The sequence below is a fragment of the Desulforamulus putei DSM 12395 genome (genome assembly GCF_900129195.1).
Classification (GTDB): Bacteria; Bacillota; Desulfotomaculia; order Desulfotomaculales; family Desulfotomaculaceae; genus Desulfotomaculum; species Desulfotomaculum putei.
The window spans coordinates 15,700-30,354 of sequence record NZ_FQUY01000028.1; the positions used below are offsets into that span (position 1 = coordinate 15,700).

The window sequence follows — 14,655 nt, forward strand, 5'->3', positions numbered from 1 at the left end:
AGATCCTCCCCGTTTTATACCAGGTTTTATTTATCCCCCGAAAAAACACAAAAAACCCTCCGAGTCATCGAAAGGTTTTACATAGCAAAACACCTCCCGTCTCGGTCCATTCGGTTCCAAGCGGAAATCAGCAATCATATTTAAATGTAAACCAGTTGGTGCAGTTCCCCATGGGATACTACCCGAAATCAATAATAACATTGTTTTCATCGACTAACAACTATTTTACACATAGTTTGAATTTTCATAAGTCCCCTGCAAGACAAAAAATACTACCAAATGGTATAATGAAAGAGCTCTGGGGACGGTGGTGTATTATGTGGGAACTGCTGAGCAGCATTGCCAAATGCGCTGCGCAAACCGGCAGTGAAGTCTATTTGGTGGGAGGCGCCCTGCGGGATCTCATGATGGGTCTGGAGCCGGGGGATCTGGATTTTGCGGTCTCAGACCATGTCTTCCAATTGGCTCGGCAGGTGGCCGGAGAACGGCAGGGCAGGCTGGTCACCCTTGATAAAGAACGGGAAACCCTGCGGGTGGCGCTTCCTAATCAACGTCACCTTGATTTCAGTCTTTTCAAGGGCCAAACCATTGAAGAGGATCTCCGGGCCAGGGATTTTACCTTGAATGCCCTGGCGCTGCCTTTGGTCCCCGGTATTCATAAAGAAGCAATGGGTCATTTGCTGGACCCCACCGGGGGGTGCCGGGACATCCGTTTGGGCCTGTTGCGGGCAACCGGCAGGTCTTCCATTATGGAAGACCCGCTAAGGGCTTTGCGGGGTGTCCGGTTTGCTGCCCAATTCCAGTTAACCATTATGCCGGAAACGGCGGTCTTGATGAAACAGGGCTGTCGCAAGCTGAGCCAAGTGGCCGGCGAACGAACCTGGCAGGAACTCACGGGATTTTTGGGCCTGCCGGCAGTTTATCCCTGGGTGGACTATGCGGACAGGGAATTAAAACTTTGGCATGTTCTTTTACCCGGGCGGCTGCGCATGGAGCAAACAAAACAAAACTTTTATCATGTGGAAAATGTATGGCGCCACAGCCTGCGAACATTTCATTGCCTGGAAGTGATCCTTAAGGAACTGCCCTTTGCCCTGGAGGAAGGCAGGCAGGCGCTGGACTCCTTGCAAAGAAAGTTGGCCGGGGGGAGAAGCCGCCTGCCGCTCCTTAAACTGGCTGCCTTAATTCATGATGTGGGCAAGCCGGACACCGCTGTTACGCAGCCCACCGGTCGCATTTCCTTCCACGGCCACTCACAAGCCGGCGTACCCTATGCCGAGGCCATGGCGGACCAATTAAAAATGTCCCGGGCTGAACGACAGTACCTGGCGAGCCTGGTGCTGCTGCACATGCAGCCGTTGCATCTTTATACCTCCGGAAATTATTCGGACCTGTTCCTCTACCGGTTGTTCCGTACCCTGGGGGACCATACGCCGGACGTTCTGGTCCTCTCCCTGGCTGACCTTACAGCCACCTACACCGCCGGGGAAAGACTCAGTGAGTTAACTCCTTACCAACATTTTATTTTTTCGCTGATCAAACGCTACTTTTCGGAATCGGACAAATTCAGACCTGTTCCCTACCTTTCGGGCAGCGACTTGCTGGAGCTTGGCGTTGTCGAAGGACCCCGGGTGGGGGAATTACTGGAGCAACTGCTGGAGGCCCAGGTGACCGGCGAAGTGAGGGATGTTGATGCGGCCCGCCGCTGGGTGAAGGGAAAACTGCCTACCCTTTGAACAAGCAATCTGTGTGGAAAATCCTATGCCGTTAAATGGTTATAACTGCTACCTTTGGTTCAATTTTTCTAATATCCTGTTTGGTTGCCATTAGCTCCGCCAGTTCCTTGACAGGGCCTTGCGGCAAAACCATTTCCGGGCACAGTTCCCCCAGGGGGACCAGCACAAAGGCGCGCTCGGCCAGGCGCGGGTGAGGTACCTGCAGATGTGGCAGATCCACTTTCTGGTTGCCGTACAGCAACAGGTCAAGGTCAATGGTGCGGGGACCCCATTTTACCTCCCGGGTCCTGCCCAGGCTATGTTCGATCTGCAGCAGGATTTGCAGCAGTTCTTCGGGGGAGAGATCACTGTCCACTTCGGCCACGGTATTGAGAAACCGATCCTGATCTGTCTTGCCCCAGGGGGCGGTTTCGTACAAGGAGGCCACCCTCAGCAGTTGAATGCCCGGGGTGCCGGCCAGCCTTTCCAGGGCCCCTTGGATGCAGGCCTTTCTGTCCCCCAGGTTGCTGCCCAGGCCGATGTATGCAACGGTCATGCCCCACTCCCCCTCCGCCGGCTGATTTCCACCGCCATGTAGCAGAAATTGCCCCTGATGGGCGCCCCGGGCTTTTTCACCGCCACTTTCACCTCTTGCACCGCCGGGTATTGTTGCAGCACCCGCCGGCTGATGTTTTCCGCCACTGCCTCCAGCAGTCGGCAGGGCGGCCCGGTGATGACCTGTTCCACCGTGTCAAACACATCGGCATAGCTGACGCTGCGGACCAGGTCGTCCGATTCCCCCGCCGGCTTGAGATCCGTCAGCAGTTCAAGGTCTACCTCGAACTGCTGCCCCAACCTTTGTTCCTCCGGCAAAACACCATGGTAGCCATAAAACCTCATACCTTTTAGAATAATTTTATCCCTCATGGCTGTTCCCCCTGACAATGGCATCACTCATTCTGGCCACCCGTACCATTTCCTTTACATCATGGACCCTGACAATATCCGCCCCGCAGGCGATGCCCAGGGCCACAGTGGCGCCGGTCCCTTCTATCCGCTGGTCCACCGGCAGGTCTAAGGTTTTGGCAATCACCGACTTGCGGGAGGTGCCCAGCAGAATAGGACAGCCCAGGACGGTAAGTTCCTTTAATCTTCGTAAAACTTCCAGGTTTTGCTCGTAGGTTTTGGCAAAGCCGATGCCGGGGTCGATGATGATGTTTTCCCTGGCCAGGCCGGCCTCGAGGGCTATTTCGATACCTTCCCGCAGAAAGGCAGTAATTTCACTCATCATATCACGGTAATTTGTGTTATGGCCGTTGTGCATCAGTATAACAGGCGCTTGGTACTCCGCCACCACGGCGGCAAGACCCGGGTCACCCCGCAGGGCCCACTGGTCATTGATAATATGGGCTCCCGCTTCCAGGGCTTCCCTCGCCACCCTGGATCGCCAGGTATCCACACTGATGGGTACCGGTACCGATTGCACCAGCTTCTCCAGTACCGGCAGCACGCGTCTCATTTCCTCATCTTCACTGACCTCGCTGTGCCCCGGCCGGGTAGACACCCCCCCCAGGTCGATGATGTCCGCTCCGGCTTCCACCATTCTCAGCGCATGTTCCAGGGCTGCCGCCGGTTCCTGATAGCGTCCTCCGTCGGAGAAAGAGTCCGGCGTGGCGTTTAAAATCCCCATAACCAGGGTTCTGTTGCCCAGTTCCAGCAACTTCCCCCGGCAGTTTAAACGGCGTGCCCTATACCCTTCCAGGTTGTCCAGGGCATCTTGGATGCGGTCCGCCAGTTTTGGCAAGCCAAAGGGCTGCATTTTTAATTTTTCGATAAAGGCATGGTACTGCTTCAGGGTCGCCATGATCAGAACATCGGTGGTTTCCGCAGAATGGTTGACCACGCCCCGGGCCACCGCCGCCTCGCCGCCCCTGGCCAGCATCTCCTGTTTAATAATATTGGCCTGGGTGGGATTAACACCGGTTAACTTCAAAACCCTGTGAACCGCCTTGGGCGCCATTCGCTGCCAACCTGCCGGGTCGCTGCCCACAACCATTATCTCGGCCCGGGCCTGCTGGAGGTTGTCGATAAATTTTACGCCAATTTCTATCGCCATAGGATCACCTCAGTTTCCCGCTGTTAAAAAATATTTTCTAGTATAACATACCATGACCTGCTGCATTTCTTGATCCATGGTATGGTATTAACTCCCCTTGTAATTACTCAATTCCTCGTTCAAGCTGCCGCTGCGAAAGCCGCACAGGTCCAGCGTAATCCGGGCAAAACCCAGTTCTTTCAATTGCCGGGTAACTGTTTCGGCCAGGCCTGTCAACTGCAGAAATTGTTCCCTGGCAATCTCCACCCTCGCTTCCCCGCGGGGATGCCTTACCCTGACAGGAGAAAACCCCAGACTTTTAAGAAACTGCTCCGCTTCCTCCACCCGGCGCAATTTCTCTTCGGTGATTTCTTCGCCGTAAGGAATTCTGGATGCCAAACAGGGGGCAGACGGTTTGTTCCAGGTAGGGAGTTCCAGTTGGCGGGACAGCGCCCTGATGTCGGCTTTGGTTAGTCCCACTTCCCTGAGGGGGCTGCGGACCCCCAGCTCTTTAACGGCCTGTAGGCCCGGCCGGTAATCCTGCAAGTCATCCAGGTTGGAACCGTCCAGCACCCAGGGTATTTTATTTTGCCGGGCAATTTCCTGCAAGTGGGAGAACCGAAGTTGTTTACAATAATAGCATTTGAGAGGCGAGTTTTCTATGAACTCCCTGTGCTGCATTTCCCCGGAGTGAACCACCAGATGCCGTACGCCTAACTGCCGGGCCAACTCTTTGGCTTCCCGCACTTCTGCCGCAGTGGAAGTGGCGGACACCGCCGTTACTGCCAGCACTCGATCCGCCAACACTCGGGCGGCCACCGCCAGAAGAAAGGCACTGTCCGTCCCCCCCGAGTAAGCCACCAGAACCCGTCCACACTCCTTAAGGAGCTCTTCTAGCTTCCTGTATTTATCCTCCAGCAAATCCATCCCCCGCAAAAAAATCTGCAACGCATCTTTCTTAAATTCTCACTTCTAACCTCTCACATCTCACTTCTCAATTGTGTTCCCGGTTGTGGCAATGGCCATGATGATGGGGCTGCCCGTGTGCACAGGCCTCGCTGTGCCATTGAAAAGGATATTGCCTGGGTTCAGGCTCGCCAACCATCACTCTGAGAAGATTGGGGATTTCCGTTTCCCTGTCACCGGCCCCATAACCAACCCCTTTAAGGATCATGGCCGGCATGGGACCAAAGTCCCTTGATAAGTATTTGGCCAGCACGGCGCCGGTGGGGGTTACCAATTCCACAGCGGGCCCGGCTGTATAAATGGGGACATTCATTAAGATCTCAGCGGTGGCCGGTGCAGGTACCGGCATAATGCCATGGGCACAGCGCACCGTGCCGCTGCCCACATTCAAGGGGGAACAGTATATTTCTACGATTTCTAACTTGTCTAAGCAGATAAGCGTCCCGACAATGTCAACTATAGCATCCACCGCACCCACTTCATGAAAGTGGACAGTTTCCGGCGGGCACCCGTGGATTTTTCCCTCGGCGGCAGCCAACTGAATAAAAATATTTCTGGTGTGTCGCTTGATGTCCTCCGCCAGCCCACTGTGGTCAAGGATGGTAAGAATATCACCAAGGTGACGGTGGGGTTGCTCCTGCGTAACCTTAACATCCACTTTGGTTGCGCTGATGCCTTTACGGGTAACCTTGCTGGCTGTAATTTCAAAGCCCTGGATACCAAGCTGCCATAATTCCTGCCGGAGTTCTTCTACATCAACGCCCAGATCAACCAGGGCGCCCAGGAACATATCCCCGCTGATTCCTGCGAAACAATCCAGGTAAGCGATTTTCATTGTTCATCACCTGCCAGTTTATTGATGAGGCTGGCGGCATAGCCAGCGCCAAAACCGTTATCAATGTTTACCACCGTAACCCCGGAAGCACAACTGTTCAACATGCCCAGCAGAGCGGCCAGCCCGTTGAAACTGGCGCCATAGCCTACGCTGGTGGGCACAGCAATGACCGGTTTATCCACCAAACCGCCCACCACGCTGGGCAGCGCTCCTTCCATACCCGCCACCACGATGATTACGTTAGCCCGGCACAGTGTCTCCACCTGGTCTAACAACCGGTGAATCCCCGCCACGCCGGTATCATATATTCGCTCCACCCGGTTGCCCATCAGTTCACAGGTCAGAGCTGCCTCTTCCGCCACCGGCAGGTCAGCGGTGCCGGCGCTGCAGACGCACACCATGCCCCGCCGGGGATTTTGTTCCTGCCGGCGCATAATAATTCTGGCGGTCGGGTCATACTCTGCTTCAGCAACCAGTTCCTTTACGGCTTCAAACATTTCCCTGGTGGCCCGTGTGCCAATGATATTGGAATGACTTGCTTGACAAAGGCGGTAAAAGATTTGTGCCACCTGGTCAACGGTTTTTCCCTGGCAATAGATCACTTCGGGAAAACCCTTTCTCAGGTGCCGGTGATGATCAACCTTCGCGTAGCCCAGGTCATCATAGGGCAGCCGTTTTAACTGCTCCAACGCCTGGTCCACCGGTACTTGTCCCGCCCGGACTCCTTCCAGTAATTTGCGTAACTCTTCCGGTCCCATGTTCCCTCCTGAGGGGTTAGGATTTTGTCAATCTTAGATCATTATACTTATTTTATCAAGAATTTCCTAGGGAAAGTCATTACCCTGTTATTCTTTGACAAAATCCTTATGGTTTATGGCAGCATGAAAATAATCCACTGTAAAGGAACTGCCCCCGAACCCGAAGAATGTTATATTTTATATACGATTTAAAAGAACAAACCATGCAAGGGAGTAGATAATATGTTTGTTATTAACAATCAACCAGGCCAGTTAATACCCGTCAAGGTCTGGTTAAATGATATTTCCCAGCTTGAAGAAGAGTGTTTACAACAAGCGCTGAATCTTTCCAAATTACCCTTTGCCTTTCGTCATATTGCCTTAATGCCGGACACCCATGCCGGGTTCGGCATGCCCATCGGGGGTGTTTTAGCCGCTGATAACGTAGTCATTCCCAATGCAGTGGGTGTTGACATCGGCTGCGGCATGTGTTTTGCAGAAACTGACATTCCTAAAACCGAGCTTACGAAAGAGGATTTACAGCATTTAGTGGGTCAGATCATGAGGAATATTCCCACCGGCTTCAACCACCATAAAAGCAAGCAAACAAGCCAGGCCCTGGACAGTTTTGTAAAACAGATAAATGCCGCTGAATTTTATAAGCCCTGGGAATTGGTGAAGGAAATTGATAGTGGATACTATCAGATAGGCACTTTGGGGGGCGGCAACCACTTCATCGAGATCCAGGCGGACGAAAGGGGCATGGTTTGTGTAATGCTCCATAGCGGCAGCAGAAACTTTGGATTGAAGATTGCCAGGCATTTTAATGAAGTAGCCAAAAGGCTAAATGAACAATGGCAGTCCCCTGTTCCTAAACAATATGACCTGGCTTTTCTCCCCCTGGACACCCCTGAAGGCAATGCATATATGGTATGGATGGATGTTGCATTACAGTTTGCCATGGAAAACCGCCGGAAAATGATGGATATTGTGATGAACGCCCTGCAAAAGCGCCGGCCGGGAGTTCGTTTTTCCAATACCATCAACGCCCATCACAATTATGCTGCTTTAGAGAATCATTTCGGCAGGGAAGTTATGGTGCACCGGAAGGGCGCCATACGGGCCCGCCAAGGTGAGCTGGGAATTATCCCCGGGGCCATGGGGACTTACAGTTACATTGTGGAGGGGCTTGGTAATGAGGAATCCTTCCACAGCTGTTCTCATGGTGCGGGCAGAACCATGAGCCGGAAAAAGGCAGTGGCAACCATACCCGTAGATAAAACCATGGAGGATTTGAAACAACTGGGTGTGGTTCTGGGGAAAAATAAAAAGGGAGATATTTCTGAAGAGAGCCGTTTTGCCTACAAAGACATTGATTTCGTCATCAGCCAGGAATTGGATCTAATCAGACCTGTTAAGAAGCTAATGACAATGGCGGTTATTAAAGGATAGGCCTGAAAGTTATGACTGGTATTTGGGCAGGCAGAAATTCAGGGACTGGTAACAACACCAGTCCCTGAATTTTTTAATTAATATTCATTGGGCAGCCGGTCCAGCTGTTCCTTGGTGAACACCGGGCCGTCCTTGCAGACATATTTGCTGCCCACGTTGCAGCGGCCGCACATGCCAATGCCGCACTTCATCCGGTTTTCCAGGCTCATGATGATCCGGTCCGGGGTGAAGCCGCATTCTACCAGTACCGGCAGGGTGAATTTAATCATCACCGGCGGTCCGCAGATGATGGCATAGTCGCTCTTGGGCGCCACTTCTTTGGTGACGGTGGGGATGAAGCCCACGCGACCGGTCCAACCTTCCACTTCCCGGTCAATGGTGGTGATCAGGTTGATGTCGCTCCTGGCATCCCATGCCGCCAGTTCGTCCTTGTACAGCAACAGGCCGGGGTTCCGGGCACCGTAGATGACGGTCAGGTCGCCGTAGTCCCCACGGTTGGCCGGGTCCAGGATGTACTGGATGGTGGAGCGCAGGGTGGTGAAGGCAAAGCCGCCGCCGATGATGGTCAGGCTTTTGCCCTTCAGCTGCTCCAGCGGGTAGCTGTTGCCCAGGGGTCCCCGGACGCCTACGATGGTCCCTTCTTCCAGCATGTGCAGGGCGGTGGACACCACGCCCACTTTGGCCACGGAGAATTTCAGAATGCCTTTCTCGGTGGGGGAAGAGGCAATGCCAAAGGGGGCTTCCCCTTTGCCGTAAACCATGACTTCCGCAAATTGCCCGGGCCGGTATTGGAAGTTCTCGGCATCTTGTTCGTTTAAGAATTCAAAGGTGAAGGTGTGAATTAACTTGTCGGATGTCTCGGTGAAGTTTTTCACCAGTTTCATCGGCAGCGGTAGATAGGGGTTTCTCATCTTTTTTCAACCTCGCTTCCGCTAGTCCAATGCCCGGATATCAGCCAGGGCCTGGCGAATATCCAGGTTTACAGGACAGTTTTTGATGCACCTACCGCAACCAACGCAGGCGGTGGCGTTGTATCGTTCTACAAAGTAGTTGAATTTGTGCATGAGTCTTTGTCTCCAGCGAGCTTTGCCGTTGGGTCTCGGGTTGTGGCCGGAGCCGTGCAGGGTGAACAGCGGGAACATGCAGGCATCCCAGTTTCTCACCCGGCAGCCGTTGCAGTCTTTGGCCTCGTCTGCAATGTCAAAGCAATGGCAGGTGGGGCACAGGTAGGTGCAGGCGGCGCAGCCCAGGCATTTTTCGTGCAGCCGGTCCCAGAAGGGATGTTCAAACATGCCTCCCAGTTTGTCGCTCAACCCTTCGATGTTAATGGTTCCGTCGGCTTTGACTTCTTGCTGCAGTTTGGCCGCAGCGGCTCTGGCTTCTGCGCCGGCTTCGGCCAGGCCAAGTTTGGCTAAAAGTTCTTTGCCCTTTTCGCTGATACCTTCCACCACATAGGCTTCGCCAATGTCGGTCAGGAAGATGTCGCTGCCTTCTTTGGAGAAGGGTCCGCAGGCCATGCTGCTGCAGAAGCAGGTGGCCGCCGGTTCGTTGCAGCCCAGTCCCACGATCAGGGTGTTATTCCTTCGGGTCAGGTAGTAGACATCTTCGTACTGGTCGTTTTTAAAGACGTTGTCCAGCAGCACCAGGGATTTGGCGTCGCAGGGACGCATGCCGAATACGATGGTGGACGTCGGATCAACGTTGTCTTGCATCCTTACTCCTTCAGCATCCACGGTGTAGTTGAACAGCTCTTCGGACTGAGGGAAAAGGATTTCTTTGCCGGGTTTTTTGGTGTTGGCATAGGTCAGGCAGGCTTCTTCTCCGCTTTTAATGGCCGCGAATTCCACCAGGCCGTTCTTTTTCACCGGCGCCATCACCCGGTATTCAGCTGCCAGTTTGTCAAGTAAACTTGGTATTTCGTTTTTGTTTATGATCATCCTTTTTCACCTCACTCCTATAGCAAGAAGTCTTCTTTGTCTTCGAACTTGAAGGTATTTAAGGCCGGTGGGTCTTCCAGGCTGACGCCCGCTTCGGCGCCAAAGAGTTCTTTGACGTCTTTGACCATCTTGCGGTTTAACAGGGATAGTTTGATGCCCATGGGGCAGGCTCTTTCGCAGGCGCCGCAGTCCACACAGCGGCCGGCCAGGTGAAAGACTCGCACGGCCTGGAAGAGGGCGTTGTCGTCCACGCTCTTGGCGCTTTTGCCAATCCAGGCGGGGGATCCGCAGTCAACGAAGCATTCGCTGCAGTAGCACATGGGGCAGGCCTGCCGGCAGGCGTAGCAGCGGATGCATTTTTGCATTTCTTGGGCGATGTAGGCGTTCCGCTCTTCGGCACTTAAGGCTTCAAAGGCTTCGATGTCGCCGTAGTCGGCTTCTCTGGCCGGAACGGCTTCGCCGATCAGTTCGTCAAAGAGTACCGGGGTGTTGTACCGGCAGGTCTTGCAGGAGCCGAACATGACGTCGGCTTTGGCGACGGTCTGTTCGAAGTCTTTGCCCTTTAGTATCAGTTCGGCGCCGGTGTCGGTGACTTCCAGGATGTCTTTGCCGCCCACCAGTTCGCAGATTTGTTTGCGGTCCACCATGCCTTCGCAGGGTACGCCAATGATGGTCAGGTTGTCTTTGTTGATCTGGCCTTCTTTGATGAGGCCCACGATGGCCCGCACGTCACAGCCTTTGGCGATGACCGCTGTTTTTTCCGGGCGTTTTCTCAGAAAGTTGGCCAGGTTGTTTTCGCAGGTGGCGCTCCAGATCAGGTTTTCTGCCTCTTCAGGGGTTCTGGCAAAGTACGGGGTGCTGCGGAGGGGCAGACTTCCCTGGGCAAATCCCACCACCAGGTCCACTTTTTTGTCGGCTAAAAGTTTTTTGGCAGTTTCTCTTATCTTTTCGGTTGTGTTCATTCCCTCTCACCTCACTCCGCTTTGCGAAATAGTCCCTTGTTGGGCCCCATGGCTTTGACTTTGCCGGTTAAGTCGGTAATGAGTTCCGCAAATCTTGCCCCTTCGGAGGCGGATACCCAGGTGAAGTTGACACGGTCCTTTTCTATGCCCATGTAGTTTAACAGGTTCTTTAACAGGGCGAATTTACGACGGGCTACCAGGTTGCCACTAACATAGTGGCAGTCGCCGGGGTGTCAACCGGAGGTCAGTATTGCATCAGCGCCGGATCTCAGGCCGGCAATGATAAACAGCGGGTTGATGCGTCCGGAGCAGGGTACGCGCACAACGCGCACGTTCGGGGGGTATTGCAGCCGGCCTACCCCTGCCAGGTCTGCGCCCGCATAGCTGCACCAGTTGCAGAGAAACGCGACAATTTTGGGTTCTTGTTCGGCCATTTTCTTCCCTCCTGTGTCAGCTGTCAGCTACAGCTTTCAGCCATCAGCTTTTTGGCTGTTGGTTTTGTGCTTTTGGTTTGTATTTTAAGGTGTTTGTTTTAGATAGTTCTTTAGGTAGGTTTTTGGGTCGTTACTCTTGGGTCTTGGGTTGTCTTAAGTTCTATGTGGTAGCTACCCCGGCGTGGTATTATCCACGCTCGCTCCGCAAAGTCGCTCGCTGCGGATAACACCATGCCTCCGGGTTAGCTATTTAATGTTTTCATCGGTGGTACCCTGTTTCAGCGGTAACGATGTCTCCGCAGGGTCGGCTTTTTTCTTTAGGTCAGGCGGTGCTGCGCACCGCTCTGACCTCGTCTTTCTGTTGTGTCCGTTCGGTACAACTCCGGGGCTTTTACCAGCCCTCTAAGGCCAGCGGCTAATGGCTAACGGCCAAAGGCCTGACCCCAAAAGCTGACGGCTGATGGCCGACAGCTGAAGGCTGGACCCCAGAGGATGACCCGCAGGTCTACCAGCTTACCGCCTGCACCATGGCGATGATCTGCTCGTTGCTGCAGCCTTTGACGTTGATGGCGCCGCAGCGGCAGGAGGAGGAGCAGGCGCCGCAGCCTTTGCACAGGGCCGGGTTGATTTCGGCGGCGGTGTTGCCCCGTTCGTCGGTGACCAGGGTGGCTGCTTTGGCCGGGCAGACTTCCACGCAGACGCCGCAGGCCATGCACTTGCGTTTGTTGACAAAGGCTGCCTTGCCGTCGGTCTGGATGTTTTGTTTGGCCAAGGCGGTGGCGGCACGTCCCGCTGCGGCTTTGGCCTGGGCGATGTTTTCTTCCAGGTTTTTGGGCCCGTGGGCCAGGCCGCACATGAAGACGCCGTCGGTGCCAAAGTCCACCGGCCGCAGTTTCAGGTGGGCTTCCAGGAAGAAGCCTTCAGCGTTTACCGGTACTTTGAACAGTTTGGACAGCCCGGTGTTGTCGTTGGGTACGATGGCGCTGGCCAGGCCGATGATATCCGCGTAGATTTCGATGGGCCGGTTCAGGACGTGGTCCACGAAGGTTACTTTGGTGCCGGTGGAAGTTTCTTCTACCTTCGGTTTGTTGTCTACGCTGTATCGTACGAAGATGACGCCCTTGCGGCGGGCTTCGGTGTACAGGTCTTCGAAGTAGCCGTAGGTCCGGATGTCACGGTACAGGATGTAGACGTTGGCGCCCGGCTTCATTTCTTTGATTTTCAGGGCTTGTTTGATGGCCTTGGTGCAGCAGATGCGGCTGCAGTAGGGCCGCTCGTCGTCCCGGCTGCCCACGCACTGGATGAAGACGAAGTTGTTGGAGTTCTTGAGTTTGCCTTCGGCAATCATGCTTTCCAGTTCTAACAGGGTGTGCACCCGGGTGTTGTGACCGTAGAGGTATTCCTTCGGCTTGTATTCGGCTGCGCCGGTGGCGATGATGGCAACCCCGTGCTTGATTTGTTCTCCGTTGGAGAGTTCGGTTTCGTAGTTGCCCATGAAGCCGTGTACGTCTGTCACGGTTGTGCCGGTGTACACTTTGATTTTGTCATGGTTCTTAACTTGGTCAATCAGTTGGTTCAGGTAGGCTTGAATGTCTTCGCCGCCCATGCCGTAGCGGATGCGTTTAGCGATGCCGCCCAGTTCTTCCGCTTTTTCCACCAGGTAGACTTGGTAACCCTGGTCGGCCAGGTTGAGGGCTGCGTTCATACCCGCCACGCCGCCGCCTATGACCAGCGCGTCGTGGTTCATGGGCAGGGTGATGGGTTGTACAGGTTCTAACAGGGCTGCTTTTTTAACGGCCATTTTGACCAGGTCTTTGGCTTTTTCGGTGGCTTTTGCCGGTTCGTTTTGGTGTACCCAGGAGCAGTGGTCCCGGATGTTGGCCATTTCAAAGAGGTGCGGGTTTAAGCCTGCCTCTTTCAGGGTTTCCTGGAACATGGGCTCGTGGGTACGCGGGCTGCAGGAGGCCACGACGATGCGGTTTAAGCCGTATTGTTCAATGGCTTCTTTTATTTGGGCGCTGGCGTCCTGGGAGCAGGCGTATAGTTTGTCGGTGGCATATACAACGCCCGGCAGGGTCCTGGCGTATTCGGCCACCGAGGGTACGTCTACGACGCTGCCGATGTTGATGCCGCAGTGGCAGACGAAGACGCCGGTGCGCACGATTTCTCCCGCCACGTCTTTTTGTGCCGGGTATTCTTTGACTTTGGTCAGGGTGCCTTTGGCTTCCGCCAGGAGTTTTTGGATTTCTCCGGCGGCGGCGCTGGCCTGCATGACGGTCTCAGGAATGTCTCTGGGGCCGCTGAAGGCGCCGGCCACGTAGATACCCGGTTTGTTGGTGGCCACCCCGGTCAGTTGCGGTACCGCCGCAAAGTTGTATTGGTTCAGTTCTACGCCCAGCTGCTTGGCCAGTTCTACTGCCGCTTTGTTGGGTTCTAAACCTACGGACAGTACCACCATGTCGAATTCTTCGGTAATAACTGTACCGTCTTCCAGGGCGTAGCGAATTTTAACGTTGTCGTTTTCGCCGGGGTCCAGGCCGTAAACGCGGCTCCGGATGAAGTTGACGCCGTATTGTTTTTTGGAGCGCTCGTAGTATTTTTCAAATTCTTTGCCGTAGGTCCGCATGTCCATGTAGAAGATGCTGGTGTTCAGGTCGTAGTCAGCATGTTCTTTGGCAATGACGGATTGTTTGATGGCGTACATACAGCATACTGAGGAGCAGTAGCCATGGTTGATCCGGCAGTTCCGGGAGCCTACGCACTGGATCCAGGCGATCTTGGCGGGCTCTTTATGGTCGCTGGGCCGCACCAGGTGGCCGCCAAAGGGGCCCGATGCGCTCAGGATGCGTTCGAATTCCAGGGAGGTGACGACGTTTTTCAGTTCGCCGTATTTGTATAGTTTCAGTTGTTCCGGGTCGAAGGTTTCAAAACCCGGTACCAGCAGAATGGAGCCTACTTCGATTTGGGTTTCTTCGTCCTGCATGTGGTGGTTGATGGCTCCGGCCTGGCATACTTTTAAGCATTTGCCGCAGAGTTTGTCGTTGTTCAGGTTTTTAAATTTCAGGCATTTGCTGCTGTCGATGGCGTAGGCGTTGGGATAGGCCTGGGCGTACAGTTTGTAGATGGCTTTCCGCTTGCTTAATCCCTGGTTGAAGGCGTCGTCTACTTTGACCGGGCAGGCATCGGCGCAGCTGCCGCAGCCGGTGCATTTGGCCACATCAATGTAACGGGCTTTGGTTTTAACGGTGACTTTGAAGTTCCCTGGTTCTCCTTCCACCCCCGTTACTTCGGAGTTGGTCAGGGTCTTTACATTCAGGTGTCTCCCGCAGTCTACCAGCTTGGGAGACAGGATGCACATGGAGCAGTCGTTGGTGGGAAAGGTTTTGTCCAGCATCGGCATGGTCCCGCCAATGGCCGGCTCTTTTTCCACCAGGTACACGTAGTAGCCGGATTCCGCCAGGTCCAATGAGGCCTGGATACCGGCTATGCCGGAGCCCACCACTAATACGGCTCCTGTTTTAT

The 14,655-nt window shown here is 54.3% G+C and carries 13 protein-coding genes; 2 read left to right on the forward strand and 11 right to left on the reverse strand.

Going from position 1 to position 14,655, the window contains the following annotated elements; translation table 11 throughout:
• The first annotated feature begins 317 nt into the window (after positions 1-317).
• Positions 318-1,736, forward strand: coding sequence for a CCA tRNA nucleotidyltransferase (locus BUB67_RS13850; RefSeq protein ID WP_073240004.1), 1,419 nt, complete (start codon positions 318-320; stop codon positions 1,734-1,736).
• A 31-nt stretch (positions 1,737-1,767) separates the two neighbouring features.
• Here the strand turns inward: BUB67_RS13850 and folK are convergent, their stop codons facing one another.
• The 6 genes from folK to larB form a co-directional block, all read right to left on the reverse strand.
• The gene (gene folK / locus BUB67_RS13855) at positions 1,768-2,271 is read right to left on the reverse strand and encodes a 2-amino-4-hydroxy-6-hydroxymethyldihydropteridine diphosphokinase (protein ID WP_073240005.1); all 504 of its coding nucleotides are present in this window, start codon (positions 2,269-2,271) and stop codon (positions 1,768-1,770) included.
• Positions 2,268-2,642: a dihydroneopterin aldolase gene (gene folB, locus BUB67_RS13860; RefSeq protein ID WP_073240006.1), complete on the reverse strand. Its 375-nt coding sequence runs from the start codon at positions 2,640-2,642 to the stop codon at positions 2,268-2,270. Before folB ends, folK begins: the two co-directional genes overlap by 4 nt.
• Complete coding sequence (folP, locus tag BUB67_RS13865) at positions 2,632-3,831, reverse strand: dihydropteroate synthase (protein WP_073240007.1); 1,200 nt, start codon at positions 3,829-3,831, stop codon at positions 2,632-2,634. The genes folB and folP overlap by 11 nt, the downstream gene beginning before the upstream one ends.
• An 87-nt stretch (positions 3,832-3,918) precedes the next feature.
• Complete coding sequence (gene larE / locus BUB67_RS13870) at positions 3,919-4,737, reverse strand: ATP-dependent sacrificial sulfur transferase LarE (RefSeq protein ID WP_143157094.1); 819 nt, start codon at positions 4,735-4,737, stop codon at positions 3,919-3,921.
• A gap of 67 nt (positions 4,738-4,804) precedes the next feature.
• Positions 4,805-5,611 carry a nickel pincer cofactor biosynthesis protein LarC gene (gene larC, locus BUB67_RS13875; RefSeq protein WP_073240008.1) on the reverse strand — a complete coding sequence of 269 codons (807 nt, stop codon included), beginning with the start codon at positions 5,609-5,611 and terminating at the stop codon, positions 4,805-4,807.
• Entirely contained in the window at positions 5,608-6,369 is a 762-nt protein-coding gene (gene larB, locus BUB67_RS13880) for a nickel pincer cofactor biosynthesis protein LarB (protein ID WP_073240009.1), read from the reverse strand. The genes larC and larB overlap by 4 nt, the downstream gene beginning before the upstream one ends.
• A 222-nt stretch (positions 6,370-6,591) precedes the next feature.
• Here larB and BUB67_RS13885 point away from each other — a divergent pair, with 222 nt between their 5' ends.
• Positions 6,592-7,800 carry an RtcB family protein gene (locus BUB67_RS13885; RefSeq protein ID WP_073240010.1) on the forward strand — a complete coding sequence of 403 codons (1,209 nt, stop codon included), beginning with the start codon at positions 6,592-6,594 and terminating at the stop codon, positions 7,798-7,800.
• A 77-nt stretch (positions 7,801-7,877) separates the two neighbouring features.
• Here BUB67_RS13885 and BUB67_RS13890 read toward each other — a convergent pair whose 3' ends face one another.
• The 5 genes from BUB67_RS13890 to BUB67_RS13910 all read right to left on the reverse strand — a co-directional run.
• Positions 7,878-8,711 (reverse strand): FAD/NAD(P)-binding protein, encoded by an 834-nt coding sequence (locus BUB67_RS13890; protein ID WP_073240011.1) that lies wholly within the window; start codon positions 8,709-8,711, stop codon positions 7,878-7,880.
• Between the two features lie 21 nt (positions 8,712-8,732).
• Positions 8,733-9,737 carry a 4Fe-4S dicluster domain-containing protein gene (locus BUB67_RS13895; protein WP_073240012.1) on the reverse strand — a complete coding sequence of 335 codons (1,005 nt, stop codon included), beginning with the start codon at positions 9,735-9,737 and terminating at the stop codon, positions 8,733-8,735.
• A gap of 17 nt (positions 9,738-9,754) precedes the next feature.
• Entirely contained in the window at positions 9,755-10,699 is a 945-nt protein-coding gene (locus tag BUB67_RS13900) for a 4Fe-4S dicluster domain-containing protein (protein ID WP_073240013.1), read from the reverse strand.
• A gap of 11 nt (positions 10,700-10,710) precedes the next feature.
• Positions 10,711-11,133 (reverse strand): hydrogenase iron-sulfur subunit, encoded by a 423-nt coding sequence (locus BUB67_RS13905; protein WP_159431848.1) that lies wholly within the window; start codon positions 11,131-11,133, stop codon positions 10,711-10,713.
• A 505-nt stretch (positions 11,134-11,638) separates the two neighbouring features.
• Positions 11,639-14,655: FAD-dependent oxidoreductase (locus tag BUB67_RS13910; RefSeq protein ID WP_073240015.1), on the reverse strand; the 3,017-nt coding region annotated here is incomplete at its 5' end.

Coding starts and splice junctions, on each gene's coding strand:
- BUB67_RS13850 (WP_073240004.1), top strand. CDS start 318: ATGTGGGAACTGCTGAGCAGCATTGCCAAATGCGCTGCGCAAACCGGC.
- folK (WP_073240005.1), bottom strand. CDS start 2,271: ATGACCGTTGCATACATCGGCCTGGGCAGCAACCTGGGGGACAGAAAG.
- folB (WP_073240006.1), bottom strand. CDS start 2,642: ATGAGGGATAAAATTATTCTAAAAGGTATGAGGTTTTATGGCTACCAT.
- folP (WP_073240007.1), bottom strand. CDS start 3,831: ATGGCGATAGAAATTGGCGTAAAATTTATCGACAACCTCCAGCAGGCC.
- larE (WP_143157094.1), bottom strand. CDS start 4,737: ATGGATTTGCTGGAGGATAAATACAGGAAGCTAGAAGAGCTCCTTAAG.
- larC (WP_073240008.1), bottom strand. CDS start 5,611: ATGAAAATCGCTTACCTGGATTGTTTCGCAGGAATCAGCGGGGATATG.
- larB (WP_073240009.1), bottom strand. CDS start 6,369: ATGGGACCGGAAGAGTTACGCAAATTACTGGAAGGAGTCCGGGCGGGA.
- BUB67_RS13885 (WP_073240010.1), top strand. CDS start 6,592: ATGTTTGTTATTAACAATCAACCAGGCCAGTTAATACCCGTCAAGGTC.
- BUB67_RS13890 (WP_073240011.1), bottom strand. CDS start 8,711: ATGAGAAACCCCTATCTACCGCTGCCGATGAAACTGGTGAAAAACTTC.
- BUB67_RS13895 (WP_073240012.1), bottom strand. CDS start 9,737: ATGATCATAAACAAAAACGAAATACCAAGTTTACTTGACAAACTGGCA.
- BUB67_RS13900 (WP_073240013.1), bottom strand. CDS start 10,699: ATGAACACAACCGAAAAGATAAGAGAAACTGCCAAAAAACTTTTAGCC.